This is a genomic window from Bradyrhizobium sp. CCBAU 65884 (assembly GCF_028128835.1).
Lineage (GTDB): Bacteria > Pseudomonadota > Alphaproteobacteria > Rhizobiales > Xanthobacteraceae > Bradyrhizobium > Bradyrhizobium ottawaense.
In genome coordinates this window covers 234,099-260,645 of the sequence record NZ_LBJU01000131.1, presented here as the reverse complement: position 1 = coordinate 260,645, position 26,547 = coordinate 234,099, and the positions used below count along the sequence as shown (strand labels likewise).

The window sequence follows — 26,547 nt, the reverse complement described above, 5'->3', positions numbered from 1 at the left end:
TCGCTGCGCTCGCAATGACGGTGTGGTGAACAGAGTGGCTCACAACAAAAAGGCCGGGATCGCTCCCGGCCTTTCGATCTTGATGGATGGCCGGGTCCAGCCCGGCCATGACGTCTCACGACGTCACTTCGCTTCCGCGCGCTTGGGCGGGGTGGCCGGCCACGACTTGATCAGGGTGTCGTAGTCGACGGTCTCGCCCTTCGGCTTCTCGTTGGCGAGCTTGCGCTGCGGAGCAATCGTGCCGTCCTTCTGGGCCTTGGCGAACCAGTATTCGGCCGTCTCCTTCTTGTGCAGCTTCGGACCGCAGGCGCCCTGCACGCCGGACTTCTCCAGGCGCTCCATGACGGAGTCCTGAGCGGCGGCCAGCGCGTCCATCGCCTGCTGCGGGGTCTTCGCACCGGACGACGCATCGCCGATGTTCTGCCACCACAGCTGCGCGAGCTTCGGGTAGTCGGGCACGTTGTTGCCGGTCGGGGTCCACTGCACGCGCGCGGGCGAGCGGTAGAACTCGATCAGGCCGCCGAGCTTCGGCGCACGCTCGGTGAACGACTTGTCCCAGATGTCGGATTCACGGATGAAGGTGAGACCGACATGGCTCTTCTTCAAGCTCACCGACTTCGAGATGATGAACTGGAGATAGAGCCAGGCCGCCTTGCGGCGATCCGCCGGGGTCGACTTCAGCAGCGTCACGGAGCCGGCGTCCTGGTAGCCGAGCTTCATGCCTTCCTTCCAGTACGAACCGTGCGGCGAGGGAGCCATACGCCATTTCGGCGTACCGTCCGCGTTCATCACGGCGATGCCCGGCTTCACCATGTCGGCGGTGAAAGCGGTGTACCAGAACATCTGCTGGGCGATGTTGCCCTGCGCCGGCACCGGGCCTGCTTCGGAGAACGTCATGCCCTGCGCCTGCGGCGGCGCGTACTTCTTCAGCCACTCGAGGTACTTGGTGATCGAGTAGACCGCGGCGGGACCGTTGGTGTCGCCACCACGCTCCACCGAGGAGCCGACCGGACGGCAGCCTTCCATGCGGATGCCCCATTCGTCGACAGGCAGGCCGTTCGGAATGCCCTTGTCACCGTTGCCGGCCATCGACAGCCAGGCGTCGGTGAAGCGCCATCCGAGCGAGGGGTCCTTCTTGCCATAGTCCATATGGCCGTAGACCTTGACGCCGTTGATCTCCTTGATGTCGTTGGTGAAGAACTCGGCGATGTCCTCATAGGCGGACCAGTTCACGGGCACGCCGAGCTCGTAGCCATACTTGGCCTTGAACTTGGCCTTGTAGTCGGCGTTGGTGAACCAGTCGTAGCGGAACCAATAGAGGTTGGCGAACTGCTGGTCGGGCAGCTGATAGAGCTTGCCGTCCGGCCCCGTGGTGAACGACTTGCCGATGAAGTCGTTGACGTCGAGCATGGGATCGGTGACGTCCTTGCCCTCGCCGGTCATGTAGTCCGAGAGCACGACGGTCTGGCCGTAGCGGAAATGCGTGCCGATCAGGTCGGAATCGTTGATCCAGCCGTCATAGACGTTCTTGCCGGACTGCATCTGGGTCTGCAGCTTCTCGACGACGTCACCTTCCTGGATGAGGTCGTGCTTGAGCTTGATGCCGGTGAGCTCGGAGAACGCCTTGGCCAGCGTCTGCGACTCGTATTCGTGGGTCGTGATGGTCTCGGAGACGACGTTGATCTCCATGCCCTTGAAGGGCTCGGCGGCCTTGGCGAACCACTCCAGCTCCTTCTTCTGGTCTTCCTTCGACAGCGTCGAGGGAGTGAATTCCGCGATCCACTTCTGGATCACGGCGTCGTCGGCGGCGCGGACCGGCGCCGAGACGGCGAACGACACCGCAATGATGGCGGCGGCGCTGGACATGGTCAGAAAGCTATTCTTGGCCAATGGACCTTTCCTTCTCCTAAACTGTCGCATGTTGTTCCTCCGTTGCAGCGACAAACTTTTATACAGACCCGGATTGCCCCCGGATCTGGCCGTCCCTTCGCGAGCTTCAGACCGTGCGAAAAATGAGCACGGCCGTGACCAGCGAAATTCCACTTGCGAGCCACAGGCGCGAGATTTCAACGCCCTCCTCGCCGATCGGCAGCGTTGCGATCGCATCGGTGCCGAAGAAGCCGATCCAGAGAAGGTGGATGACCGCCGCCGATATCAGCGAGATGAACAGGCGGTCGCCGCGCGTGGTTGGAATTCGGAGCACGCCGACGCGCTCGGCTTCGGGATAGACTGCCGCAAGCCACGTCATCACGGCGAGCGTGCAGGCGAGCGCGGCGAAGAAGATCGCCGTCGGCAGCGTCCAGGCCATCCATGCGATGGATTCCATTGATGCCTCCTTACACGCGACCGAGCGCAAAACCGCTCGCGATGTAGTTGCGGACGAACCAGATCACGAGCGCGCCCGGGATGATGGTGAGCACGCCGGCCGCTGCCAAGAGGCCCCAATCCATGCCCGATGCCGATACCGTGCGGGTCATGATCGCCGCGATCGGCTTGGCCGACACTGAGGTTAGCGTGCGCGCAAGCAGAAGCTCGACCCAGGAGAACATGAAGCAGAAGAAGGCGGCGACACCGATGCCGCTCGCGATCAACGGCACCAGGATCTTGATGAAGAAGCGCGGGAAGGAATAGCCGTCGAGGAAGGCGGTCTCGTCAATCTCGCGCGGCACGCCGGAGACGAAGCCCTCGAGGATCCACACCGCCAGCGGCACGTTGAAGATGCAATGCGCGAGCGCGACCGCCCACGGCGTATCGAACAAGCCGATCGCCGAATAAAGGTTGAAGAACGGCAGCGCGTAGACCGCGGCCGGCGCCATGCGGTTCGACAAGAGCCAGAAGAACAGATGCTTGTCGCCGAGGAAGCGGTAGCGCGAGAACGCGTAGGCCGCCGGCAGCGCCACCGAGATCGAGATGATGGTGTTGAGGACGACATATTCCAGCGAGTTGATGTAGCCGGAGTACCAGCTCTCGTCGGTGAAGATGCGTTTGTAGTGCTGCAGCGTCGGGGTATGCGGCCACAGCGTCATCGTCGAGACGATCTCGCTGTTGGTCTTGAAGCTCATGTTGACGAGCCAGTAGATCGGCAGCAGCAGGAAGATGAGGAACAGCCCCATGATGAGGCGGCGGCCGGGAATCGAATGCATCAGGCCACTCCTTCCTTTGGCTTGAGCGCGGTCACGGGCTTGAGCGCGGCCGCAGGCTTCGGCTCCGCCGCCGGCTCACTTTCGGCCTGAACCTTCCGCTCGGCGCCGGCATTGGTCATGACGGTATAGAAGATCCAGCAGACGATCAGGATGATCAGATTGTAGACCAGCGACAGCGCCGCGGCCTTGCCGAGGTCGAACTGGCCGAGCGCGATCTTGACGAGCTCGATCGACACGAAGGTGGTGGAGTTGCCGGGCCCGCCGCCGGTGACCACGAACGGCTCGGTGTAGATCATGAAGCTGTCCATGAAGCGGAGCAGCACCGCGATCAACAGCACCCGGTTCATCTTCGGCAGCTGGATCGCCTTGAACACGGCCCAGCGCGAGGCACCGTCGATCTGGGCGGCCTGGTAATAGGCTTCGGGAATCGATTTCAGGCCGGCATAGCAGAGCAGCGCGACGAGGCTGGTCCAGTGCCAGACGTCCATCACGATGACGGTGACCCAGGCGTCGATGTCGTTGGAGACGTAATTGTAGTCGATGCCCGCGGCATTGAGGACGTAGCCGAGCAGCCCGATGTCGGGACGCCCGAAGATCTGCCAGATCGTGCCGACCACGTTCCACGGAATCAGCAGCGGCAGTGCGAGGATCACGAGGCAGGCCGCCACCGTCCAGCCCTCGCGCGGCATCGACAAGGCAACGACGATGCCGAGCGGCACCTCGATCGCGAGGATCACCAGCGAGAAGAACAGATTGCGGCCGAGGGAAGCGAGGAAGCGGCCGCCGAGATCGGTGGAGGGATCGAGCAATTCCTTGAACCAGCCGACGCCGTTCCAGAAGAACTGGTTGTTGCCGAAGGTGTCCTGCATCGAATAGTTCACCACCGTCATCAGCGGCAGCACCGCCGAGAAGGCGACGACCAGGAACACCGGCAGCACCAGGAACCAGGCTTTTTGGTTGACGGTCTTGTCCATCAGGCGGCCCCCTCCACCAGAAGGCTGTCGGCATAGACGTGGACGTGCGACGGATCGAATTTCAGGCCGGCCATGCCATCTGAGCTGGTGAATCCCGCGGGCGCGCGCGCCGCGAGCTTTGCATCACCCAAGCGAGCGCGCGCAAAACGGATGCGGCCGAGATCGTCGAGGCGCTCGATCTTCGCGGTGAGCAGGCCGGGCGCGGGGGCCACGACCTCCACGAATTCGGGACGGACGCCGATCTCGATCTTCGCGCCGACACGCAGATTGTCGTAGGCACGGTTCAGCGCGATGACGTGACCGCCGATGCGCGCCTCGCGCCCCCTCACCTCGGCCGGCAGGATGTTCATGCCCGGCGAGCCGATGAAATAGCCGACGAAGGTGTGCGCCGGCTTGTCAAACAGCTCGGCAGGCGTACCGCTCTGCACCACGCGGCCGTCATGCATGACGACGACGGTGTCGGCGAAGGTCAGCGCCTCAGTCTGGTCGTGGGTGACGTAGATCATTGTGAGGTCGAGCTCACGGTGCAGCGCTTTCAGCTTGGAGCGGAGCTGCCATTTCAATTCGGGATCGATCACCGTCAGCGGCTCGTCGAACAGCACGGCGGCGACGTCGGAGCGGACGAGGCCGCGGCCGAGCGAGATCTTCTGCTTGGCGTCGGCGGTCAGCCGCGTCGCCTTGCGGTTTAGATAGGGTTCGAGATCGAGCAGGCGGCCGATCTCGGCGACGCGCTTGTCGATTTCGGCCTTCGGCACGCCGCGGTTCTTCAGCGGAAACGCCAAATTCTGTCCGACCGTCATGGTGTCGTAGATCACCGGAAACTGGAACACCTGCGCGATATTGCGCTTCTGAGTTGACAGAGGTGTGATGTCCTTGCCGTCGAACAGGATTTGCCCCCGCGACGGCGTGATGATGCCGGAGATGACGTTGAGCAGCGTGGTCTTGCCGCAGCCGGACGGACCAAGCAGCGCATACGCGCCGCCCTGCCGCCAGGTCATGGTCACCGGCTTCAGCGCAAAGCTGTCCTGCGGCGCATCATTGCCGCCGTAGGAGTGGGCGAGATCGACGAGGTCAATGCGGGCCATGGCGCATCCCCTCCTACGATCCAGGTGCTGCGACCAGCCGGTCGGCAGCATCGAACACGAAGACATCATTCGGATCGAGCACGGCATCGAGCATCTGGCCGGGCTCGAACTCGTGCACGCCGTGCAGCACCGCCACCCAGTTCGATCCGTCGCGGGTCAGATGCACGAAACTCTCCGAACCGGTGATCTCGGTCACCGTGACAGTGGCATGGAAGGCATGGCGATCAGCCTCGCCGTTGGCGAGCGCGAGCTGATGCGCGCGAAAACCGACGCGATAGGCGCCGTCGGCAAGGCCTGAATAAAGGCCGGAGGCAGGCGAAGCGGTGCCGCCGGCATATTGAACGGAGCCGTTCTTCTTCTCGATGCCGACGAGGTTGAGCGGCGGATCGGAGAACACCTGAGCGACGCGCAGCGTCTGCGGCCGGCGGTAGACATTGGCGGTCTCGCCGATCTGGAGCGCCTGGCCTTCCCACATGCACACTGTGTTGCCGCCGAGCAGCAACGCCTCGGTCGGCTCGGTGGTGGCATAGACGAAGATCGCGCCCGAGGCCTCGAAGATGCGCGGCAGCTCGGCGCGCAGCTCCTCGCGCAGCTTGTAGTCGAGATTGGCGAGCGGCTCGTCGAGCAGAACGAGATCGGCGCCCTTGACCAGCGCGCGCGCGATCGCGGTGCGCTGCTGCTGGCCGCCGGAGAGCTGGAGCGGCGTGCGCTTCAGAAACGGCTCGAGCCGCAGCAGTTTTGCGGCCTCCGCCACCCGCGTCTCGATCTCGTCGCGTGGCTTGCCCTGCACGCGCAGGGGCGAGGCGATGTTCTCGTAGACCGTGAGCGAGGGGTAGTTGATGAACTGCTGGTAGACCATCGCGACCGAACGCTGGCGCACGTCGGCGCCGGTAACGTCCTTGCCGTTGACCAGCACCTTGCCCGAGGTCGGCTTGTCGAGGCCGGCGAGCAGCCGCATGATCGAGGTCTTGCCCGACAGCGTCGGCCCGAGCAGCACGTTCAGCGTGCCGCTCTCGAGCGTCAGCGAGACGTCGCGGATATGCTGGACCCCCTCGACGGTTCGGGTCACGTGATCGAGCGTCACGGTCATGAGCGTCCTCCCGCTTCCAGCAGAGGACTTTGCGGCACGGCGTGGGTCCTGATCCAGTCGTCAAGCGCAGCAATCTCATCGGCAGATAGTCGCAGGCCGAGCTTGGAACGGCGCCAGACGACGTCCTCGGCGGTCACGGCCCATTCGTTGGCCATGAGGTAGCGGACCTCGCGCTCGGTCAGCGTCGCGCCAAAGCTCTGGCCGAGATCGGAAGATGATTTGGCGTCGCCGAGCAGCTTGATGGCCTTGGTGCCATAGGCGCGCGCGAGCCGCCTGGCGTGCTCGTGGCTGAGGAAGGGATAACCGCGCTGCAGCTCGGCGATTAGGCCGTCGATGTCGGACACATTCATGTCGCCGCCGGGCAGCGGCCATTTGCCGGTCCACCCTTCCCGCGCTTTTGCGCTGCGAAGATAGGGCGCGAGCCGCTCCAGCGCTTCCTCGGCGAGGCGGCGATAGGTGGTGATCTTGCCGCCATAGATCGACAGCAGCGGCACGCCGCCGGGCGTGTCGAGCTCGAACACGTAGTCGCGCGTCGCGGCCTTGGCTTCGCTGGCGCCGTCGTCATAGAGCGGCCGCACGCCGGAATAGGTCCAGACCACGTCGTCCGGGGTCACGGGCTTTGCCAGATATTCGCTCGCCGCGGTGCAGAGATACTGGATCTCCTCCGCCGTCGCCTTCACCTTGGCGGGATCGCCGTCATAGTCGCGATCCGTGGTGCCGATCAGCGTAAAATCGTCCTGGTACGGAATCACGAAGATGATGCGGCCGTCCGCGTTCTGGAACATGTAGGCGCGGTCGTGGTCGTAGAGCTTCCTGACCACGATGTGCGAGCCCTGCACCAGGCGCACCTTGGCTTTCGCGTTGACACCGGCGCCGCGGCCGAGCACGTCCTCGACCCAGGGGCCGCCGGCGTTGACCAGAGCCTTTGCCTGGACCTGCGAGCGCTCACCGGTCAGCGTGTTGACCATGCTCACGGTCCAGAGGCCGTCGGACTGCTTGATATCCGTTGCGCGGGTGCGGGTGCGGATCTCGGCGCCCTTGTCGGCGGCATCGCGTGCATTGAGCACGACGAGGCGGGCGTCATCGACGAAACAGTCGGAGTATTCAAAGGCGCGACTGTAGCGATTCGGGATCAACGGCTTGCCGACCTCGTCACGCCGCAGATCGACCGAGCGGGTCGCCGGCAACAGATGACGGCCGCCGATGTGATCATAAAGGAAGAGGCCGAGCCGCAGCAGCCAGGCGGGGCGCAGACCGGCGTGATGCGGCAATACGAAACGCAAGGGGCGGATGATGTGGGGCCCGATGCCCCAGAGGATCTCGCGCTCGATCAGCGCCTCGCGAACGAGGCGAAACTCGTAATATTCGAGATAGCGCAGGCCGCCATGCACCAGCTTGGTCGACCAGGACGACGTCCCGCTCGCCAAATCGTTCATTTCGCACAGGAAAACCGTGTTGCCGCGGCCCACCGCGTCGCGCGCGATGCCGCAGCCATTAACACCGCCTCCAATGATGGCGAGGTCGAAAATACGCTCCAACAGACGCATCCCCCGGCGACCGCTCGTTCCGTCGAGCGGCTACTTTCGTTTTTGATTAGATCACACCGAAAAACGAAAGCAAGGCGAAAGAGAGGAGGAAAGGAAGTGAAAGCGAAACTTTTTCAGCGCCAATACGGCGGAGAAATCAGCGGAGAACGGACAAGTTTTGAGGCACGGGGGTGCACCGCACCGCTTCAGCTGATCGAAAACTTGAATGTAGCAACATACCTACATATAATTTAACCCATCGCAGGCGAGGAGGCGCGAACGATGGTCACCACCCTGACCAGCCGAGAGTTCAATCAGGATACGAGCGGCGCCAAGAAAGCAGCATCAAAGGGGCCCGTCTTCATCACCGACCGCGGCCGTCCAGCCCATGTCCTGCTGAGCATCGAAGATTATCTGCGCCTGAGCGGTGGGCACATGAGCCTTGCCGAAGCTTTGGCACAGGCGAACGCGGACTTCGATTTCGATCCGCCTCGCATCACCGGCGGAATCTCCAGGCCAGCCGATCTCGACTGATGTTTCTGCTGGACACCAACGTCATTTCCGAACTGAGGCGGCCGGATAAGGCTGATCGCAACGTGCTTGCTTGGGCCAATACAGCGCCCGCGGCGAATTTCTTCATGTCCGCCATCTCGATTCTCGAAATTGAACTTGGCGCGCGCCTGATCGAGCGCAAAGACGCGGTGCAAGGTGCTGTCCTGCGCGCCTGGATCGACGATCACATTCTGGCCCGCTTCGAAGGGCGGATCCTGGCTATCGATACGGCCGTGGCGCAGCGTTGTGCCCAACTTCACGTTCCCAATCCGCGGGCCGAACGCGACGCCCTTATTGCAGCCACCGCGCTTGTCCACGGCCTGACCGTCGTTACGCGTAATGTGGGGGACTTTGAACCTACGGGCGTCCCGCTGCTCAATCCGTGGGACGACGTCTAAGCCCTATCTCAGCCGCACCACCGGCGCGGCTTCCGGTGCGGCTTCCTGGGCATCGGCCGGCACATCGTCGATGTCCGCGCCCTTGGGCATCGCCGCCATCACCTCGATGCCCTTGCTGTGGCAGATCGTGGCGAGACGCTCGGGAAGCTCCTGGTCGGTGACGAAGGTCTGGATCTGGGTCATGTGGGCGATGCGCACCGGCGCGCTGCGGCGGAGCTTGGTGGAATCGGCAACCAGCATCACGCTGCGGGCATTGGCGATGATGGCCTGGGCCACCTGCACCTCGCGATAGTCGAAGTCGAGCAGCGCGCCCTCCTCGTCGATCGCGGACGCGCCGATGATGGCGTAGTCGACCTTGAACTGGCCGATCAGCTGCGTCGCAGTGGAGCCGACCACGGCGCCGTCGGCCCGCCGCACCGTGCCGCCGGCGACCACCACCTCGATGCGGGGATGACGGTAGAGCAGCATCGCGACGTTGAGATTGTTGGTGATGACGAGGAGATCCTCGTGCGAAGTCAGCGCGCTCGCGACCTCCTCCGTCGTGGTGCCGATATTGATGAAGAGCGAGCATCCGTTCGGGATCAGCGAGGCGGCCGCGGCTCCGATCGCCTTCTTTTCGTCGGCGGCGACGAAGCGCCTTGCCTCATAGGCAAGGTTTTCGACGCCGGAGGCGATGATGGCGCCGCCATGGATGCGGGTCAGCGATCTCCGCTCGCAGAGGTCGTTGAGATCCTTGCGGATGGTCTGCGCCGAGACTTCGAAGCGGCGCGCGAGCTCCTCGACCATGACGCGGCCCGAGGCCCGCGCGATGTTGAGGATTTCGGCTTGGCGATGGGTCAATCCGGTCACGGCAAAGGCCTCAAATCAGGAGAATGCATGGTGCTGCGGTTCGCGCCTTCGGTCAATGCGCGCGCTGATCACGGTTAACTTATGCGGCCGGTCACCACGCCATTTCTTACCAGGTCATGGTGCTCGCGAGACGCGCGAGCAGCTGCGGATCGTCGAAGGCGCTGGCGGACGCGACTGCGCCGGCTGCAACCAGGTCAGCATGGCTGAGGCTGGTCCGGACGCCGATGGTCGGAATGCCGGCCGCCGTGGCCGATTGCACGCCGGTACGGGAGTCCTCGAATGCGATCGAGGCCTCTGCGCTCGCGCCGACGAAACGCAGCCCTTCCTGATAGGGCAGCGGATGCGGCTTGCCGTGCGGCAGCTCGGCGCCGATCACGAGCGCCTTGAAACGATGAGAGATGCCGAGGCCGGAGAGCAGCAGCTCGGCATTGAGACGCGGCGCGTTGGTCACGGCGACCATGGGAATGCCGGCAGCGTCAGCCCGGTCGAGCAGCGCCATCAGGCCCGGCAGCGGCTCGATCTGCCCGGCCACGAGCGTCCGGAAGACCTCCTCCTTCTCATCGAGGATCGAGGCGCGCCGTTCCGGCGCCTCGTCAGGCAGGAATCGCTCACCGATCGCGACATTGGCGAAACCTTGCAGCTCTCTGGAGAAGCGCGCGTGATCGAAGACGTGGCCGCGAGGGCCGAGCACCTGGTTGAACGCCTTCAAGTGCAGCGGGTCGGTGTCGGCCAGCGTGCCGTCGATGTCGAACAGCAAAGCCCTGCCCATCGCATCCGTTTTGGCTTCGATCATTTCCGTACTTTCCCAAATCCACGGCGCATTGATGCGCGAGACGTATCAATATGGCTTCGACCGCGCAATGACGCATGGAGATGACGACGACGTGACACTCGACAAAGCCGCGCGCGGCTGCAACACTCGCCGCAAGATCAAAAAGGAGGAAACGATGACGATGAACCGACGCGATCTGGCTCTCTCGACTCTGGCCGTCTCAGCTCTTGCCGTCTCCGCGCTTGCGCTCACGACACCGGCGCTCGCCGCTTCGGCGGACGAGGACGCCGTGGCGAAGAAGGTCGAGGCCTTCCGCCTCGCCCAGATCGCGGCCGATCCGAAGGCGCTCGGCGCACTGTGCTGGGACGACCTCAGCTACAGCCATTCCAGCGGCAAGGTCGAGGACAAGGCGACGTTCATCGCCAACGCCACCGACGGCAAGTCGAAATTCCTGTCGATCGACTACAAGGACCCCACCATCAAGGTCGTCGGTCCTGCAGCGATCGTGCGCTTCCACTGGCTGGGCGAACAGGAGATGGCAGCCGACGGGAAGAAAGTATCGACCAACCTTCACATCCTGATGAACTGGCAGAAGCAGGGCGACGAGTGGAAGCTCCTGTCGCGGGCAGCAACGAAGTTGTGATCAACGACGTCATTTTGGCTCGCGCCGAAAGGCGCGGGCCAAGGTGCGCAATTGCGCATCTGAGAATCCATTCATCGGCATTCTCTGTGGCAGATGGATTCCGGGCTCGCGCTTCGCGCGCCCGGAATGACGCATACGGCTCTTCGCGCCACCTTCTCCCGCAAAGGGAGAAGGAAGAAACCAGCAGTATCAAGGGCTGCAAAAAATTCCGACCACGCATTGCGTGTCAGAAATCACCAGCCGGCGCTTTACGCCGCTTCCTTCACATCACCGTTCACCAGCTTGCGCGCGGCGCGCTCGGCTTCGCGGGCGTTGCGGAAGAGCTGGCCTTCGAGACGGTTGAATCGATGGGACGAGGCAAAGAAGCAATAGCCTCCCGAAGAACGAACGACGATACCTGCGGTCTGCGAATCGACTTCGATGATGTAGCTGTCCGGCATGGTCCGTGGCTTCCTCAGTGCGGGCAAATAACGGCACTCATGCCCAAAGGTTCCCAGGCATTTTGAGGCCGTTTCCACCCCGAATCGACACGCAATTGAGTACGCCGAGACCTCATCCGTTTTATGACTGGTTCTTGACTGGTTCTTGGCGAAGCCGCCACGAGAATGACTCGCGCGCGCGACGTTAAGCAGCGCGGCACGGGTTCGCCAGATGAGGCAGAGCGTCGCGCGCGATTACGTCGCGATCGTCGTGTCGGTCGAGCGAACGGCTTGCGGGCGGCCGTGCTCGTCGATCGAGACGTAGGTGAAGTTGCCGTCGGTGACGAGGAAGGGATGCTCCTCCCCGCGGCGCAGCGCCCACGCTTCCAGATGCACGGTGAGCGAGGTGCGGCCCACGCGTACGAGATTGGCGTAGACCGACACGAGATCGCCGACGTAGACCGCCTTGCGAAAGTTCATTGCCTCGATCGCAACCGTCACGGTGCGCGACTTCGCCGCCTTTGACGCAAACACGCCGCCGCCGACATCCATCTGGCTCAGCAGCCAGCCGCCGAAGATGTCGCCATTCGCATTGGTGTCGGCGGGCATCGCCAGCGTGCGGATGCAGAGATCGCCGCTCGGCCCGGTGTCGGAGTTGATAGGGGCGTGGACGTGCGTGTCGGTCATATGGTTGATCTCCCGCGGCTCTCGGCTCTGGATACAAAGCCGCGGCGCCTTGCGCAACATCGACACGAGGCAAGCTCGCGCTATCCAATCGGCCGCGGCGACCCGACGAAGATTCCGGTATCGTTCAGTTTGCGTTGCCACTCCGCATCGTCGGCCCGCGGCGCGCGTCCGGTCGTTGCCGTTACCAACAGTTCCAGCCTGCTCCATAGCCGCAGACGGTCGCACGGATAATTGGCCCATCCATTGATGACACAATAGCGGATGGTGTGGTCACGGTGATGACACCAATGATGCTCGGGTGAGCAGACCAGATGCAGCCGTTGCGCCATGCGCAGGAGCAGCGGGCGGACCGGCCGGTGCGCGAGATTGTGAAAGCTCATGCCAAACAGCATGCAGGTCGCGATCACGAACCAGACGATCATCAGCGCATAGGTGAGCGCGGAAACCGGAAACAACGCCGTGAGGGTGGCCGCGACTCCGACCACTGCCGCGCTCGGCGCCGCACCGAGAGACGCCTGGTCGAGGAATCCGTAGAGCAAAACGTGGCCGGGGTGGGTGTGATGCTCCCGCGTGATCGCGATGCCGCGGCCGAGCATCCCCTCGTCGAGCCAGGTGTCGACCACCCAATGCACCAGCCCTGAAGACAGGTCAGCGAGAAAATACCCGGCCAGGAGCGCCCCGATCAACCACGGCCAGCGCAATTCCACCGCGGGATAACGTCCGACGAGATAGCCTACGCAAACAAAGGATCACGACGATATCGGCCCCGCAGCACAGCCGCGTGATGATGATCTCGCGCAGGGTCGCGTGCTTGAAGAACGGGATCGTCGGCATCGGCGATACTCCCCACGGGCTCCACCACCCATGATAGCATCATTTTACCGACGGCCCCCTATTGCAAACTGTCCCAGCCCGCATCCGGCGCGAAACGTCCGCCGAATCGCTCGGCGAGCCCGCGCAAGGTGGACACCACATTCTCCACGCCGCGCGTGCGGGCATAGTTCAAAGGACCGCCGCGGAACGGTGCATAGCCGGTACCGAAGATCATGGCGCCGTCGACCGCATCGGCGTCGTCGACGATGCCCTCGCGAAGGGCAGCAACGCAGACATTGGACATCGGCAGCACCAGGCGGTCGATCATCTGGTCGGTGACGCGTGGGCCGGTCTCGAGGAGCGGTGCCTTCTCGGCCTTGCCGTCCTTCCAGGTGTAGAAACCCTTGCCGGTCTTGCGGCCGAGCTCGCCCTTGGCGACCTTGTCGCGCAGCCACGCCGGCGTCGGCGGCAGGAAATCGCCGAACTTGGTGCGCAGCATGTCACCGACGTCGAGGCAGATGTCGAGCCCGACCTGATCGGCCAGCTCGATCGGCCCCATCGGCATGCCGAACTGCTCCGCCGCGGCGTCGATCAGCCGCTGGTCGATCTTCTCGTCCAGCATCACCATGGCTTCGAGCATGTAGGGCGTCAGCGCGCGGTTGACGAGGAAGCCCGGCGAGCTCTTCACGGGCAGCGGCAGCCGGTCGATCGCGCCGACGAAAGCGAGCGCGTCCTTCAGCACCTGCGGGTCGCTGCCGTCGTGACTGACGACCTCGACCAATTGCAGCCGAGACACCGGATTGAAGAAATGCAGGCCGACCAGCCGCTCTGGTCGCGCCAGCGTGGTGCGCAGATCCTGAAGCGGGATGCTCGACGTGTTGGTGGCAAGGATCGCGCCCGGCTTCATGCGCGGCTCGAGGCTGGCATAGACTTTCTGCTTGAGCTCGAGCTTCTCCGGCACGGCCTCGATGATCAGATCGGCGTTACGAACACCCTCCCCGTCCATGTCAGGGATGAGACGATCGAGCGCGTCGCGCACCTCGGTCGGCTTGCGGATTATCTTGCCGTAGAGTTCGGCGGCGCGCTTCACCGCGCCGGCGATCGGCTCGGCTTTCATGTCGGCCAGCGAGACGCGCAGCCCCTGCCCGGCTACCCACGCCGCGATGTCGCCGCCCATGGCGCCGGCGCCGATGACATGGACGTGCTTGATGGTGTTGCCGCTGCCGGCTGCCTTCTTCATCTGCTCGCGCAGGAAGAAGACTCGGATCAGGTTCTGGGCGGTCGGCGTCACCATCAGCTTGGCGAAGGATGCCTGCTCCGCCTTCAGCATCGCGGCCCTGCTGCCGCCATGGGTCTCCCAGAGGTCGATCAGCGCGTAAGGCGCGGGATAGTGCTCGCGGGACGCGGCCTTCGCCGCCTCCGTGCGCATGCGCCTGGCCAGGAGACCGCGCACGAAGCCGAAATTGGCCGCACGCGTGAGCAGGCCAGGCTTGACTCGTTTCAGCCGGCCGAACAGTGCATCCTTCACCGCGCCGCGGACATGGCGCTCCTGCGTCACGGTGTCGACGAGGCCCAGCGATCTGGCGCGGCGCGCGTCAATGGTGCGGCCGGTCAGCATCAGCGCCATCGACTGGGCGGGATTGACCAGCGCGGTGAAGCGCGCGGTGCCGCCGAGGCCGGGATGCAGGCCCAGCATCACCTCCGGAAAGCCGAAGCGTGCACCGTCGATGGCGATGCGCGACTGGCAGGCCAGCGCAACCTCGAGCCCGCCGCCGAGGCAGAAGCCGTGGATGACCGCGACCGTTGGTAGCTTCAAGGCTTCCAGATGATCGACCACCGCGTGCGCGGCACGGATGCGCGTCTCGACCATGTCGGGATCGCTGGCGCCGCGGAATTCGTTGACGTCGGCGCCCGCGATGAAGCCCGACGGTTTGGCGGAGCGGATCACGAGGCCGGCCGGGCGTTCGGTCTCGATCACCGCGAGGACGGCGTCGAACTCCTCCATCACGTCAGAGGACAGTATGTTGGCGCTGGCATTAGCGCGGTCGAACAAAAGCCAGGCGACGCCGTCTTCGTCGCGCGTCAGCTTGAAGTTTTTGTACGGACTGTCCGTCGCCGGCCTGGGCCCGAGCGCCAGGACGCGATCACCGAGCGCGGTCATGATCTTCGAGTCCATGGTCACACCGCCTCGATCAGCATGGCGCCGCCGAGCCCGCCACCGATGCACTCGGTAGCCACACCGCGCCGCGTGCCGAGCCGCTTCATCGCGTTGACGAGGTGCAGCACGATGCGATTGCCGGAGGTGCCGACGGGATGGCCGAGCGAGATCGCACCGCCGTCGACATTTAGTTTTTCGCGATCGATCTCGCCGGCGGCGCCGTCGAGCCCGAGAATCTCCCGGCAGAACTTGTCGTCATTCCAGGCGGCGAGGCAGCCGAGCACCTGCGTGGCGAAGGCTTCGTTGAGCTCCCAAGTCTCGACGTCCTGAACCGTGAGGCCGTTGCGCTGAAGCAGCGGCGTTGCCGACATCACGGGGCCAAGGCCCATGATGCTGGGATCGAGCGCGGCCCAGTGGCTATCGACGATCGCGGCCTTCGGCGTCAGCCTGTGCTTTGCGACAGCCGCGTCGGAAGCCAAAATCACCCAGGACGCGCCGTCGGTGATCTGCGAGGAATTACCGGCAGTGACCTGGCCCCAGGGGCGCTCGAACACCGGCCGGAGCTTTGCCAGCGTCTCGGCCGTGGAGTCCGGACGCACGCCATCGTCGTGGTCGAAGAACTTGCCGTCGCGAGAGAATGCGGTCTCGACCTCGCCCTTCAGATGACCCGTGCCTTGCGCATGCGCCAGCCGGCGATGGCTCTCGGCGGCATAGGCATCGGCCTCGGCGCGCGTAACGCCGAAGAGATGGCCGACGACCTCGGCGGTCTGGCCCATGTTCAGATCGGTGACGGGATCGGTCAGCCCACGCTCGAGGCCGATGATCGGCTTGAGATCGCGCGGCCGCAGCTTGAAAGCGGCGGCGAGCTTGGCGGCCACGCCCTTGGCGGTGGCGAGGCCGGCGAACCAGCGCACGCCGGAGTTCGGCCAAACCAGCGGCGCATGGCTGAGCGCCTCGGTGCCGCCGGCGAGGATCATGTCGGCATGGCCTTCGCGGATGTAGCGGTAGGCGGTGTCGATCGATTGCATGCCGGAGCCGCAATTGATCTGCACGGTGAAGGCGACCATGTCCTCGCCCATGCCGAGCCGGAGCGCGGCGACGCGCGCCGGGTTCATCTCGTCCGCGATGACGTTGACGCAGCCGAGGATGACCTGGTCGAAGCTATCAGCCGCAAACGGCTGGCGCGCCAAGAGCGGCCGTCCGCATTGCACGGCGAGATCGACCGGCGTGAACGGCCCCGGCCCCGAACGCGCTTTCAGAAATGGTGTCCGGCTGCCGTCGACGATGAAAACCGGTCGTGCCATCAGCTCGCTGCCCTCTGTTCGCCGAGTTCCTGGAAGAACTGATGCACATTGACGGTTTTCTTGTAAATCGGCGACAGCGCCTCCGGCGCAAAATCGTCGACCTCGATCACTTTAGTGACGGCTTCGCGGGCCGCGGCCAGCTGCTCGCCTTCGACCTGCGTGATCACGCCCTTTGTAACAGCCTCCTTCCAGTCGCTTATGTGCGCGGCGCGCATGCGCTTGGCGATGGCATCGGTGCTTGCGACCAGCAGGAACGCGCGCTCCAGCCGGGCAAAGCCGCCGTCGTCGTCGACATGGGCCAGATCCGGCGTGAGGCGCTCGCGCGCTGCCGAGGGCTCCAGCACGATGGCAGCGCATTGGTGCACGACACGGTCGGAGGGGCCGAGCACGCGCGCGCCGAACGGCTGGACCACGAACTTGAGGAAGCCGGCAACAAAGCGGTTGGGCAGATTGGCGAGGATTTCGGCCAGCCGGTTCTCGATCCTCTTGAAGCCCGTCGCCATGCACCATTCCAGCGCCGCAAGATCTTCCTTCTGCCGGCCCTCATCCTGCCAGCGCTTCAGTGCGGCCGAGAGCAGATACAGCTCGGAGAGGATATCGCCGAAGCGCGCCGACAGCATCTCCCTGCGCTTGAGCGCGCCGCCGAGCGTGAGCAGCGCCATGTCGGCGCAGAGCGCGAAGGCCGCGGAGTAGCGCGAGAGCTGGCGGTAGAACGGCGTGGCATCGCCGGCGTCCGGCGCCATTGCGAAAGCGCCAAAGGTCCAGCTGCGGCCGAAGGCACGGAACAGGGTCCGGACGCTGTGGCCGACATGCTTCCAGAACGCTTTGTCGAACGCGGTGAGCCCACGCTCGCGATCGGTATCGGCCAGCGCATTCATCTCGTCGAGCAGATAGGGATGCGCCCGGATGGCGCCCTGCCCGAACACGATGAGATTGCGGGTCAGGATGTTGGCGCCCTCGACCGTGATCCCGACCGGCACGGCGCGGTGGAGATTACCGAGATAGTTTTGCGGACCGTCGATCACGGCCTTGCCGCCATGGATGTCCATGGCGTCGTCGATCGCGGTGCGCATCCGCTCGGTGGCGTGCAGCTTCATGATGCCTGAGATCACGGCGGGATGAACCCCGGCATTCAGCGCCGCGCAGGTCAGCCGCCGCGCCGCATCGAGCTGGTAGGCGGTCGCGACGATGCGCGCGAGCGGCTCCTCGACGCCTTCGAACTTGGAGATGGAGATGCCGAACTGCTCGCGGATACGGGCATAGGCACCGGTGGTGCGCGCGGCATAGGCGGCCCCCGCAGCGGAGAGCGATGGCAGCGAGATGCCGCGGCCGGCAGCGAGCGCGGTCATCAGCATCTTCCAGCCTTGCCCCAGCCGCTCCTTGCCGCCGATGACGTAGTCGAGCGGAATGAAGACGTCGTGGCCCCGGTTCGGGCCGTTCTGAAAAACCTGCATCGACGGCAGATGGCGATGACCGATCTCGACGCCGGGCAGATGGGTCGGGATCAGTGCCACGGTGATGCCGAGCTCCTCCCGGTCGCCCACGAGGTGGTCGGGATCATAGGCCTTGAAGGCGAGACCCAGCAGCGTCGCGACGGGGCCGAGCGTGATGTAGCGCTTGTGCCAATTGAGCCTGAGGCCGACGACTTCGCGATCCTCGAAGATGCCCTTGCAGATGATGCCGGTGTCGACCATCGAAGCCGCGTCGGAACCGGCTTCCGGGCTGGTGAGGCCGAAGCAGGGAATGTCGCGGCCGTCGGCGAGGCGCGGCAGCCAGCGCTGCTGCTGCTCCTTCGTACCAAAGCGCATCAAGAGCTCGCCCGGCCCGAGCGAGTTCGGCACCATGACTGTGACGGCAGCGGCGATCGAGCGGGTCGAGATCTTGCGCACCACTTCCGAATGGGCATAAGGCGAGAAGCCGAGGCCGCCGAACTCCTTCGGGATGATCATGCCGAAGAATTTTTCGTGCTTGACGAAGTGCCAGACATCCGGCGGCAGGTCGCGCCATTCCCAGAAGATCTTCCACTCGTCGAGCATGGCGCAGAGCTCGTCGACGGGTCCATCGAGGAAGGCCCGCTCCTCGTCGGTCAGCGCGGCCTGCGGAACCTTCAGCAGCTTCGACCAATCCGGGTCTCCGGTGAACAGATCGGCATCCCACCAGACATCGCCCGCCTCCAGCGCCTCGCGTTCGGTATCGGACATCGCCGGCAGCACGCCGCGCGCCCAGGAAAAGATCGGCTTTGTGATTTTGTCGCGGCGGAAGCTCATGGCGGACCTCATGCATCGGCGCGGTTGTCGGGCATTTTAGCGGAAAGCGGCCGGCGGCGGTGAAGACTTCGCCTGCGACATTGACGCGGCCAAGCGCCCCCGGACCATAACGGCCAGGGTGCGGCGGCAGTTCCGGGAGGGGAAAATGGGGCAGTCATTCCGGGGCGCGCCTCTTGGCGCGAGCCCGGAATCCATACTCCCGATGGTGGTTATGGATTCCGGGCTCGACGCTACGCGTCGCCCCGGAATGACGGCGGAGAGAGGAGGTTCGGCCTAATCCGGCCGCACCATCTCGAACATGTTTTCCGGCTTGATCTCGAAATAATCGCCGCGGCGGCCGGCGCGGACGATCGGGCGGGCGGCGGCGGTCTGGTAGACGCCGTCCTTGATCATGGCCCTGTCGATGTGGACGGCGACGACCTCGCCCAGCGTCAGCCAGGCGTCGGCCTCCTTGCCGTCGGCGCCCTTGAGGCGGACGATGTCGGATACCTTGCATTCGAAGGCGACCGGGCTCTCGCCGACGCGTGGCACGTTGACGAGCTTGCCGGGTACGGCGGTGAGGCCGGCGATCTCGAATTCGTCGACCTCAGGGGCAACATGCGCGGCGGTCGCGTTCATGTGTTTGGCGAGGTCCATGGTCGCGAGATTCCAGACGAACTCGCCGGTCTGCTGGATGTTCTCGACCGAATCCTTCCAGTTGGTGGAGGAGAAGCCGATGATCGGCGGCACGTAACAGAACGCATTGAAGAAGCTGTAGGGCGCGAGATTGACTTGACCCTTGGTATCGCGCGAGGAAATCCAGCCGATCGGCCGCGGCGCGATGATGGCGTTGAAGGGATCGTGCTTGAGGCCGTGGCCCTTGGAGGGCTCGTAGAAGTACAGGTCTTTGTCGGTCACCGCGGGTCTCCACTCTGCCGTCATTCCGGGTCGGTCCGGAGGACCGAAGCCGGAATCTCGAGATTCTCAGGTGCGCAATTGCGCACCATAGTTCGCGCTACGCGCGCCCCGGAATGACGGCAGACGTGGTTATAGGGAAAAACTCCCCGCCCCGTCAGTGGCGAGGCGACAGACCCGCGATGACGAAATCGATCATCTGGTCGATGGTCGGGCCCGGCTTGGTGGCGCACTGGGCGATCATCTGGGGGTGGAAGAAGCGTATCATCGCGGTGCAGGCGCACAGCGAGGCCAGCTGGAGGTCCGGCGCCTCGAACTCGCCGGAGGCAACGCCTTGCGCGATCATCTGGCCGATCACCCCGGCAATGCACTCCATATGGGCGACGCAGACGTCCCAGTCCTCCTCCATCGCGATCGCGACCATCTCGTGCAGCTTGTTGTCGCCGACATAGCGCTCGGTGTTCATGCGATGGATGGTGGTGAGCAGCTCCCGGAAACGCTCCTTGACCGGACCGGGCCTCGCCACGATCCGCTGCGCCTCCAGCTCGACCTCGCCCATCAGCGAACGGGCCACCGCCTGATGGATCGCCTTCTTCGATTCGAAGAAGCGATAGACGTTGGCGGGGCTCATCCTGAGCTCCTTGGCGATGTCCCCGACCGTGGTCTTCTGGTAGCCGATCTGGCGGAACAGCCGCTCGGCCACCTCGAGAATACGATCCCGGGTGTCGCCTTCGATATGTTCCGCAATCAGTGTCATCTGTCAGGACTCGTCAATCAGCACTTCATCTCACTTATTCAGCCGCTTCAGCAAGCGGAATTGCGTGCGGGTCATTGCTCCCATGCTGCGGCGCGGCAGGCTGCTCGGGGGTACCCGCCTCGTCCAGGCTCTTCCTGAACCACAGCGCGTAGAGGCCCGGCAGGTACAGCAGCGTCAGGAAGGTCGCGACGAACAGACCGCCCATGATCGTGATCGCCATCGGGCCCCAGAAGGCCGAGCGCGACAGCGGGATCATGGCGAGGATGGCGGCGAGCGCCGTCAGCACCACCGGACGGGCGCGGCGGACGGTGGCCTCCACGATCGCCTCGCGCCGGGTCAGGCCGTGGGAGACGTCAGTCTCGATCTGGTCGACCAGGATGACCGTGTTGCGCATGATCATGCCGGCGAGCGCGATCAGGCCGAGCAGCGCCACGAAGCCGAACGGCGCGTTGGCGACGTTGAGTCCGAAGGAGGCGCCGACGATGCCGAGCGGCGCGGTCAGGAACACCAGGATCAGGCGTGAGAAGCTCTGCAGCTGGATCATCAGCAGCGTCAGCATCACCATGACCATCAGCGGGAAGAGGACGAAGATCGAGGCGTTGCCCTTGGCGGATTCCTCGAACGCGCCGCCCGGCTCGATGCGGTAGGCCGGCTCGAGGTGGTCCTTGATCGCCTTCAGCTTCGGCGTGATCTGGCCCGTGACGTCGGGCGCCTGCACGCCGTCGACGACGTCGGAGCGCACGGTGATGGCCATGTCGCGGTTGCGCCGCCACATGATCGGCTCCTCATGGGCATACTCGATCTTGGCGATCTGCTGCAGCGGCACGGCGACGCCATTGCGCGAGGTGATGGTGAGATCGCCGACGCCGCCGAGGTCGAGGCGCTCGGACGGGATCGCACGCGCGACCACGCCGACCTTCTCGATGCCGTCGCGCACGGTCGTGACCTGCGAGCCCGAGATCAGCATCGCGAGCGCCTGCGATACGTCCTGCGGGGTCAGGCCCATGGCGCGGGCACGGTCCTGGTCGACGACGAGCTTGAGGTAGGGCGACTGCTCGTTCCAGTCGAGCTGGACATCCTTGACGCTCTTGTTCTGCCGCATGACGTCGCGGACCTGATAGGCGATCTCGCGCACCTTGTTGGCGTCGGGGCCGATCACGCGGAACTGCACGGGGAAACCGACCGGCGGACCGAAGTTGAAGCGGTCGACGCGGACGCGCGCCTCGGACAGCATGCCGTCGGCAACCGCGTTCTCGATCTTGGCCTTGACGCGCTCGCGCCCCTCGACGCCCTTGGCGACGATGACGATCTCGGCAAAGGCCTCGTTCGGCAGCTGCGGATTGAGGCCGAGCCAGAATCGCGGCGAGCCCTGGCCGACATAGGACGTATAGGTCTCGATGTCCTTGTCGTCCTTGAGCAGCGTCTCGGCCTTCTTCACCGCCTTTTCGGTGACGTTGAAGGCGGTGCCCTCGGGCAAGCGCAGCTGGAAGAACAGCTCGGGCCGCTCCGACAGCGGGAAGAACTGCTGCTGGACATGGCCGAAGCCGACGACCGAGGCGATGAAGACGCCGACGGTCGCGACCACCACGGTGATGCGGTGATTGACGCACCATTGCACGATGGCGCGCAGGCCCCGGTACATGCGGGTCTCGTAGACCGCGTGCGGATCGTGGTTGTGATGGGCCTTCATCTCCGGCAGCAGCTTGACGCCGATATAGGGCGTGAAGATCACCGCCACGAACCAGGAGGCGACCAGCGCGATCGCCACGATCCAGAAGATGCTGCCGGCATATTCGCCGACCGCGGAATTGGCAAAGCCGATGGGGAGGAAGCCAGCGGCCGTGACCAGCGTTCCCGTGAGCATCGGAAACGCGGTAGATTCCCAGGCAAAAGACGCCGCGCGCATGCGGTCCCAGCCCTGCTCCATCTTCACCACCATCATCTCGACCGCGATGATGGCGTCGTCGACGAGCAGGCCGAGCGCGATGATCAGCGCACCCAGCGTGATGCGGTGCAGGTCGAGCGACATCATGTTCATGACGACGAAGACGATCCCGAGCACCAGCGGCACCGACAGCGCGACCACGATGCCGGTGCGCCAGCCGAGCGCCAGGAACGAGACGAACAGCACGATGACGAGGGCTTCCATGAAGGAGTGCACGAACTCGCCGACGGCGTGCTCGACCACCTTGGGCTGGTCGGCAATCAGCTTGACGTCGACGCCCTGCGGCACCGCCTTCATGAACTCAGCCGTCGCCTTCTCGACCTCCTTGCCGAGCTCGAGGATGTTGGCACCCTTGGCGGTGACGACACCGATGCCGATCGCAGCCTTGCCTTCCTGACGGACGACGAAGCTGGGCGGATCGACATAGCCATGGGTTACGGTGGCGATGTCGCCGAGGCGGAACACGCGGCCGTTGCTCTCGACCGGTGTCTCGGCGACGGCCTTGGCACCGTCGAGCGCGCCGGTGACGCGCAGCGGCACGCGTTGCGAGGAGGTTTCGACCGTACCGGCCGGCGTCACGTTGTTCTGCTTGGCGAGCGAATCGAACAGCGCCTGCGGGGTGATGCCGAGGGTGGCGAGCTTGGCGTGGGAGAACTCGACGAAGATGCGCTCATCCTGGTTGCCGTAGACGTCGACCTTGGTCACGCCGGGCACCTTCAGGAGGCGCTGGCGGAATCCTTCCGAGACCTTCTTGAGCTGGGCATAGTCGGCGCCGTCGCCGGTCATCATGTAGAGGATGGAATCGACGTCGGAGAACTCGTCGTTGACGACGGGACCGAGGATGCCGGAGGGCAGCTGGCCCTGCACGTCGACCAGCTTCTTGCGCAGAAGATAGAACAGGTAAGGCACGTCCTTCGGCGGGGTAGAGTCGCGGAAGGTGACCTGGAGCGCGGTGAAGGCGGGCTTGGAATAAGTCTGCACCTTCTCGAAATAGGGCAGTTCCTGGATCTTCTTCTCGATGGGATCAGCGACCTGGGTCTGCATCTCCTGCGCGGTCGCGCCGGGCCAGATCACGGAGACGTTGACCACCTTCACCGTGAAGAACGGATCCTCGGCGCGGCCGAGCTTCTCATAGGAGAAGAAGCCGGCGACACCGAGCACGAGCATCAGGAAGAGAACCAGCGTCGGATGGCTGACGGCCCAGGCCGAAAGGTTGAAGCGCTTCATCGCTCTCTCCGAAAAGACGATCCAGTTGCCAGAAAACGACAGCCACTCTGTTCAGGCCGTCATCGCGAGGCAGCGAAGCAATCCAGGGGGCTGGGCAGATTCTGGATCGCTTCGCCGCTTCAGCCTCTGCTTAGGGACAAAGGCCGAAACTCACCTCACACGACGTAACTTACTCTCCTGTCATTCCGGGATGGCCCGAAGGACCAGACCCGGAATCTCGAGCTTCCGGGTTCGGTGCTGTCGCATCGCCCCGGAATGACGGGATCAGAACGACAGCGACGAGACGACCCGCACCCGCTGGGCCGGATCGAGCTTCTGCACACCGAGGGCGACGATCTTGGCGCCCTCTTCCACACCGCCGGTGATGACGACGTCGTTGCTCTCGTAGGACTTCACCGCCACCGGCTTCAGCGTGAGCGCACCGTTGTCGTCGACGACGTAGAAGGAGGGCTTGTTGCCTTCGTTGAACAAGGCCGACAGCGGCAGCCGCGCGACGCGCTCGGTCGCGGCGTCCGACAGCGTCAGCGTCGCGGTCATGCCGAGCGCAACCTTGTCGTCGGCCTCCGGCAGCGAGAACTTTGCCAGATAAGTGCGCGTGGCCGGATCGGCCGTCGGCGCGATCTCGCGCAGCTTGGCCGTATACTTCTTGTCCGGCTCCGACCAAAGAGTGACGCTGGCGACGCCCGACTTGGCGCGTCCGACCAGCGTCTCAGGGATCGCGACGACCGCTTCCTTTTCGGCAAAGCGGGCGACACGGATCGAAGCCTGGCCCGCGGAGACCACCTGGCCGGGCTCGATCAGCGTTGCGGTGACGACGCCTCGGGCGTCGGCGTTGAGCGTCGCGTAGGAAAGGGAATTCTTGGTCAGCTCGACCGAGCGGACCGCACGATCGAGGCGCGCGCGGGCCTCATCGGCCGATGCCCGGCTCGAATCCAGCTGCGCGTCGGTGGTCCAGCCCTTGGCCTTCAGATCCTTGGCGCGCTGCTCGGCAGCGGCGGCCTGGGCCAGCACGCCGGTCGCGGCGGTCTGCTCGGCGACGGATTGCTCGGCCTGGAGCTTCAGATCGACCTCATCGAGAGTCGCGAGCGGCTGGCCGATTTCGACGGTCTGGCCGACCTCGACGAGGCGCTTGGCGACCTTGCCGGCGACGCGGAAGCCGAGATCGCTCTCGATCCGGGGCCTGACCGTGCCGACGAAGCTGCGCTCGGGGGTTTCGGCACCATAATGCGCGGTTGCGACCAGAACCGGCCGCGGCGGCTCGGCTTTCTCGGCGACGGTGTCATTGCACCCGGCAAGGCTAGCCGCCATCAGGGCCAACGACACACCTGCCAACAGCCTGGAATAGCTCGACAAAACCGACCGGACGAACATCGAAGGACACTCCTGCATCTTCAATGAGAGGAATGTCGACTAATCACTGATAAAAGTCAATAATCGTCAGTCATCAGGAATGCGTGATCGTTAAGGGGCGGTGAGGTTTGAGAGGGGTTGTCAGGAAGGTGAAGTTTTAGGGCGGGCTGAGGCTCACAGCCCGGGTCCGGCGCCTCAGGCTGGGGCACCGCGGGGTGGGCAAAGGCGCGCTAGCGCCGTGCCCACGACCTGTTTGGGTCGGAGAGAGGTGGGGGGCACGCTTCCGCTTTGCCCGCCCTACGGAACCGTTTGCTCGGCTCTATTCCTTCTGCTCGGCGAACTCGTGCTTGCTGTCGTGGCCACCGACGAACACCAGGATGCCGGCGATCAGGGGCAGCACAGCGAGCACCAGCAAGCCGGTCGAGGTCTGGCCGGTGGCTTCCTTGACCCAGCCGATCAGGTATGGCCCGCCGAAGCCGGCGAGGTTGCCGATCGAGTTGATCAGGGCGATGGCGCCGGCGGCAGCAGTGCCGGAGAGCCAGGCGGTCGGCAGGGTCCAGAACACACCAAAGCAGCAGAACACGCCGATCGCGGCGACCGTCAGCAACACCATCGTCATGGTGGGATCGGTGAGGTAGCTGGAGACGGCGAGCGCGACGGCAGTGAGCAGCAGCGGCGCGCCGACATGCTTCACGCGCTCGCGCGTCGCATCGGAGTGACGCGCCCACAGGATCATGGCGATGGTGCCGAACAGATACGGGATCGCGGTGACGAAGCCGGTCTGCGCGTTGGTCAGCCCGAACGCCTTGACGATCTGCGGCAGCCAGAACTGCATGCCGTAGAGCGCACCGACGAAGCCGAAATAGATCAGGCTGAGCGCGATCACCTTGGGCGAAGACAGCGCCTCTCCGAGCGAGAAATGCTTCACCGCCTGCTTGGCGGCGATTTCCGAATCGAGCTTCGCCTTCAGCCACGCCTTCTGCTCGGCCGACAGCCAATCCGCCTTCTCCGGCTTGTCAGTGAGATAGAACCAGGTGACGATGCCGAGCAGCACCGAGGGAATGCCCTCGATGATGAAGAGCCACTGCCAGCCCTTCAGGCCCATCGCACCGTCGAGCCCGAGCAGCAGGCCCGAGATCGGCGCCCCGATCACGGTCGACACCGGCACGGCGATGGCGAAGGCCGCAAGGAAGCGGGCGCGATATTCGGCCGGATACCAATAGGTGAGATAGAGGATGATGCCCGGGAAGAAGCCGGCCTCGGCGACGCCGAGCAGGAAGCGCAGGACGTAGAAGCTCGTGACGCCGCTGACGAGCGCCATCAGGGCCGAGATGATGCCCCATGTCACCATGATGCGGGCGATCCAGCGGCTCGCGCCGAACTTCTCCAGCGCCAGATTGCTCGGCACCTCGAAGATGAAATAGCCGAAGAAGAAGATGCCCGCGCCCCAGGAGAAGATCAGCGGCGTGAACTTCAGCTCCGCATTCATGGTCAGCGCGGCGAAGCCGAGATTGACGCGGTCGAGATAGGAGAAGAAGTAGGCCAGCACCAGGAACGGAATCAGGCGCCAGGAGATGGCGCGGATCGTCGAGGTCTCGATTTCCGACTTGGTGGCGCCGGCGGAACCGGCATAGGTCGTGGTCTGGCTCATGGCTTCCCCCCTGGGTTGTTGCTTTTATGGGCTGGTTGCGGTT

22 protein-coding genes and 1 pseudogene are annotated in these 26,547 nt (G+C 64.4%); 3 read left to right on the top strand and 20 right to left on the bottom strand.

Annotated features, from left to right (window positions below; translation table 11 throughout):
* Nucleotides 1-123: 123 nt before the first annotated feature.
* The 7 genes from XI03_RS34420 to glpD all read right to left on the bottom strand — a co-directional run bounded on the left by XI03_RS34420 (nucleotide 124) and on the right by glpD (nucleotide 7,839).
* Entirely contained in the window at nucleotides 124-1,866 is a 1,743-nt protein-coding gene (locus tag XI03_RS34420) for an ABC transporter substrate-binding protein (RefSeq protein WP_026202903.1), read from the bottom strand.
* Nucleotides 1,867-1,996: 130 nt separating this feature from the next.
* On the bottom strand, nucleotides 1,997-2,326 hold the full coding sequence (locus XI03_RS34415) for a DUF2160 domain-containing protein (protein ID WP_018323269.1): 330 nt from the start codon (nucleotides 2,324-2,326) through the stop codon (nucleotides 1,997-1,999).
* A 10-nt stretch (nucleotides 2,327-2,336) separates the two neighbouring features.
* Nucleotides 2,337-3,143, bottom strand: a complete 807-nt coding sequence (locus tag XI03_RS34410; protein WP_018323268.1) for a carbohydrate ABC transporter permease — start codon at nucleotides 3,141-3,143, stop codon at nucleotides 2,337-2,339.
* Complete coding sequence (locus tag XI03_RS34405) at nucleotides 3,143-4,117, bottom strand: carbohydrate ABC transporter permease (protein ID WP_028141737.1); 975 nt, start codon at nucleotides 4,115-4,117, stop codon at nucleotides 3,143-3,145. Before XI03_RS34405 ends, XI03_RS34410 begins: the two co-directional genes overlap by 1 nt.
* Nucleotides 4,117-5,202 (bottom strand): ABC transporter ATP-binding protein, encoded by a 1,086-nt coding sequence (locus XI03_RS34400; protein WP_271594587.1) that lies wholly within the window; start codon nucleotides 5,200-5,202, stop codon nucleotides 4,117-4,119. The genes XI03_RS34405 and XI03_RS34400 overlap by 1 nt, the downstream gene beginning before the upstream one ends.
* A 13-nt stretch (nucleotides 5,203-5,215) precedes the next feature.
* Nucleotides 5,216-6,292 carry an ABC transporter ATP-binding protein gene (locus XI03_RS34395; protein WP_271594586.1) on the bottom strand — a complete coding sequence of 359 codons (1,077 nt, stop codon included), beginning with the start codon at nucleotides 6,290-6,292 and terminating at the stop codon, nucleotides 5,216-5,218.
* A complete protein-coding gene (gene glpD, locus XI03_RS34390) occupies nucleotides 6,289-7,839 on the bottom strand; it encodes a glycerol-3-phosphate dehydrogenase (RefSeq protein ID WP_271594585.1) in 1,551 nt (516 codons plus the stop codon). The genes XI03_RS34395 and glpD overlap by 4 nt, the downstream gene beginning before the upstream one ends.
* Before the next feature lie 261 nt (nucleotides 7,840-8,100).
* On the opposite strand from glpD, the gene XI03_RS34385 reads away from it, so the two are divergent.
* Both XI03_RS34385 and XI03_RS34380 read left to right on the top strand, forming a co-directional pair.
* Nucleotides 8,101-8,352 (top strand): type II toxin-antitoxin system Phd/YefM family antitoxin, encoded by a 252-nt coding sequence (locus XI03_RS34385; RefSeq protein ID WP_028141741.1) that lies wholly within the window; start codon nucleotides 8,101-8,103, stop codon nucleotides 8,350-8,352.
* Nucleotides 8,352-8,768, top strand: a complete 417-nt coding sequence (locus XI03_RS34380; RefSeq protein WP_038948341.1) for a type II toxin-antitoxin system VapC family toxin — start codon at nucleotides 8,352-8,354, stop codon at nucleotides 8,766-8,768. Before XI03_RS34385 ends, XI03_RS34380 begins: the two co-directional genes overlap by 1 nt.
* Nucleotides 8,769-8,771: 3 nt before the next feature.
* Here the strand turns inward: XI03_RS34380 and XI03_RS34375 are convergent, their stop codons facing one another.
* Complete coding sequence (locus XI03_RS34375; RefSeq protein WP_028141743.1) at nucleotides 8,772-9,617, bottom strand: DeoR/GlpR family DNA-binding transcription regulator; 846 nt, start codon at nucleotides 9,615-9,617, stop codon at nucleotides 8,772-8,774.
* Nucleotides 9,618-9,723: 106 nt separating this feature from the next.
* Complete coding sequence (locus tag XI03_RS34370) at nucleotides 9,724-10,410, bottom strand: HAD family hydrolase (protein ID WP_271594584.1); 687 nt, start codon at nucleotides 10,408-10,410, stop codon at nucleotides 9,724-9,726.
* 154 nt (nucleotides 10,411-10,564) lie between these two features.
* Between XI03_RS34370 and XI03_RS34365 the strand changes: the two genes are divergently transcribed.
* Nucleotides 10,565-11,032 carry a nuclear transport factor 2 family protein gene (locus XI03_RS34365; RefSeq protein ID WP_028141745.1) on the top strand — a complete coding sequence of 156 codons (468 nt, stop codon included), beginning with the start codon at nucleotides 10,565-10,567 and terminating at the stop codon, nucleotides 11,030-11,032.
* Between the two features lie 248 nt (nucleotides 11,033-11,280).
* Here XI03_RS34365 and XI03_RS34360 read toward each other — a convergent pair whose 3' ends face one another.
* From XI03_RS34360 to XI03_RS34310, 11 genes and pseudogenes are all read right to left on the bottom strand, one after another.
* Nucleotides 11,281-11,472, bottom strand: a complete 192-nt coding sequence (locus XI03_RS34360; protein ID WP_018645288.1) for a hypothetical protein — start codon at nucleotides 11,470-11,472, stop codon at nucleotides 11,281-11,283.
* A 234-nt stretch (nucleotides 11,473-11,706) separates the two neighbouring features.
* Nucleotides 11,707-12,138, bottom strand: a complete 432-nt coding sequence (locus XI03_RS34355) for an acyl-CoA thioesterase (RefSeq protein WP_028141746.1) — start codon at nucleotides 12,136-12,138, stop codon at nucleotides 11,707-11,709.
* 209 nt (nucleotides 12,139-12,347) lie between these two features.
* A pseudogene (locus XI03_RS34350) lies at nucleotides 12,348-12,761 on the bottom strand (fatty acid desaturase CarF family protein); the annotation flags it as partial.
* Between the two features lie 269 nt (nucleotides 12,762-13,030).
* Nucleotides 13,031-15,127 (bottom strand): 3-hydroxyacyl-CoA dehydrogenase NAD-binding domain-containing protein, encoded by a 2,097-nt coding sequence (locus tag XI03_RS34345; protein WP_271594582.1) that lies wholly within the window; start codon nucleotides 15,125-15,127, stop codon nucleotides 13,031-13,033.
* A 2-nt stretch (nucleotides 15,128-15,129) separates the two neighbouring features.
* Complete coding sequence (locus XI03_RS34340; RefSeq protein ID WP_271594581.1) at nucleotides 15,130-16,413, bottom strand: acetyl-CoA C-acetyltransferase; 1,284 nt, start codon at nucleotides 16,411-16,413, stop codon at nucleotides 15,130-15,132.
* Nucleotides 16,413-18,680: an acyl-CoA dehydrogenase gene (locus XI03_RS34335; RefSeq protein ID WP_271594580.1), complete on the bottom strand. Its 2,268-nt coding sequence runs from the start codon at nucleotides 18,678-18,680 to the stop codon at nucleotides 16,413-16,415. The genes XI03_RS34340 and XI03_RS34335 overlap by 1 nt, the downstream gene beginning before the upstream one ends.
* A gap of 273 nt (nucleotides 18,681-18,953) precedes the next feature.
* Nucleotides 18,954-19,577: a flavin reductase family protein gene (locus XI03_RS34330; protein ID WP_271594579.1), complete on the bottom strand. Its 624-nt coding sequence runs from the start codon at nucleotides 19,575-19,577 to the stop codon at nucleotides 18,954-18,956.
* A 154-nt stretch (nucleotides 19,578-19,731) separates the two neighbouring features.
* A complete protein-coding gene (locus tag XI03_RS34325; RefSeq protein ID WP_028141752.1) occupies nucleotides 19,732-20,331 on the bottom strand; it encodes a TetR/AcrR family transcriptional regulator in 600 nt (199 codons plus the stop codon).
* Nucleotides 20,332-20,365: 34 nt separating this feature from the next.
* Nucleotides 20,366-23,503, bottom strand: a complete 3,138-nt coding sequence (locus XI03_RS34320) for an efflux RND transporter permease subunit (protein ID WP_152103397.1) — start codon at nucleotides 23,501-23,503, stop codon at nucleotides 20,366-20,368.
* Nucleotides 23,504-23,767: 264 nt separating this feature from the next.
* On the bottom strand, nucleotides 23,768-24,874 hold the full coding sequence (locus tag XI03_RS34315; RefSeq protein WP_271594578.1) for an efflux RND transporter periplasmic adaptor subunit: 1,107 nt from the start codon (nucleotides 24,872-24,874) through the stop codon (nucleotides 23,768-23,770).
* Between the two features lie 298 nt (nucleotides 24,875-25,172).
* A complete protein-coding gene (locus XI03_RS34310; RefSeq protein WP_271594577.1) occupies nucleotides 25,173-26,504 on the bottom strand; it encodes an MFS transporter in 1,332 nt (443 codons plus the stop codon).
* Between the last annotated feature and the right edge of the window lie 43 nt (nucleotides 26,505-26,547).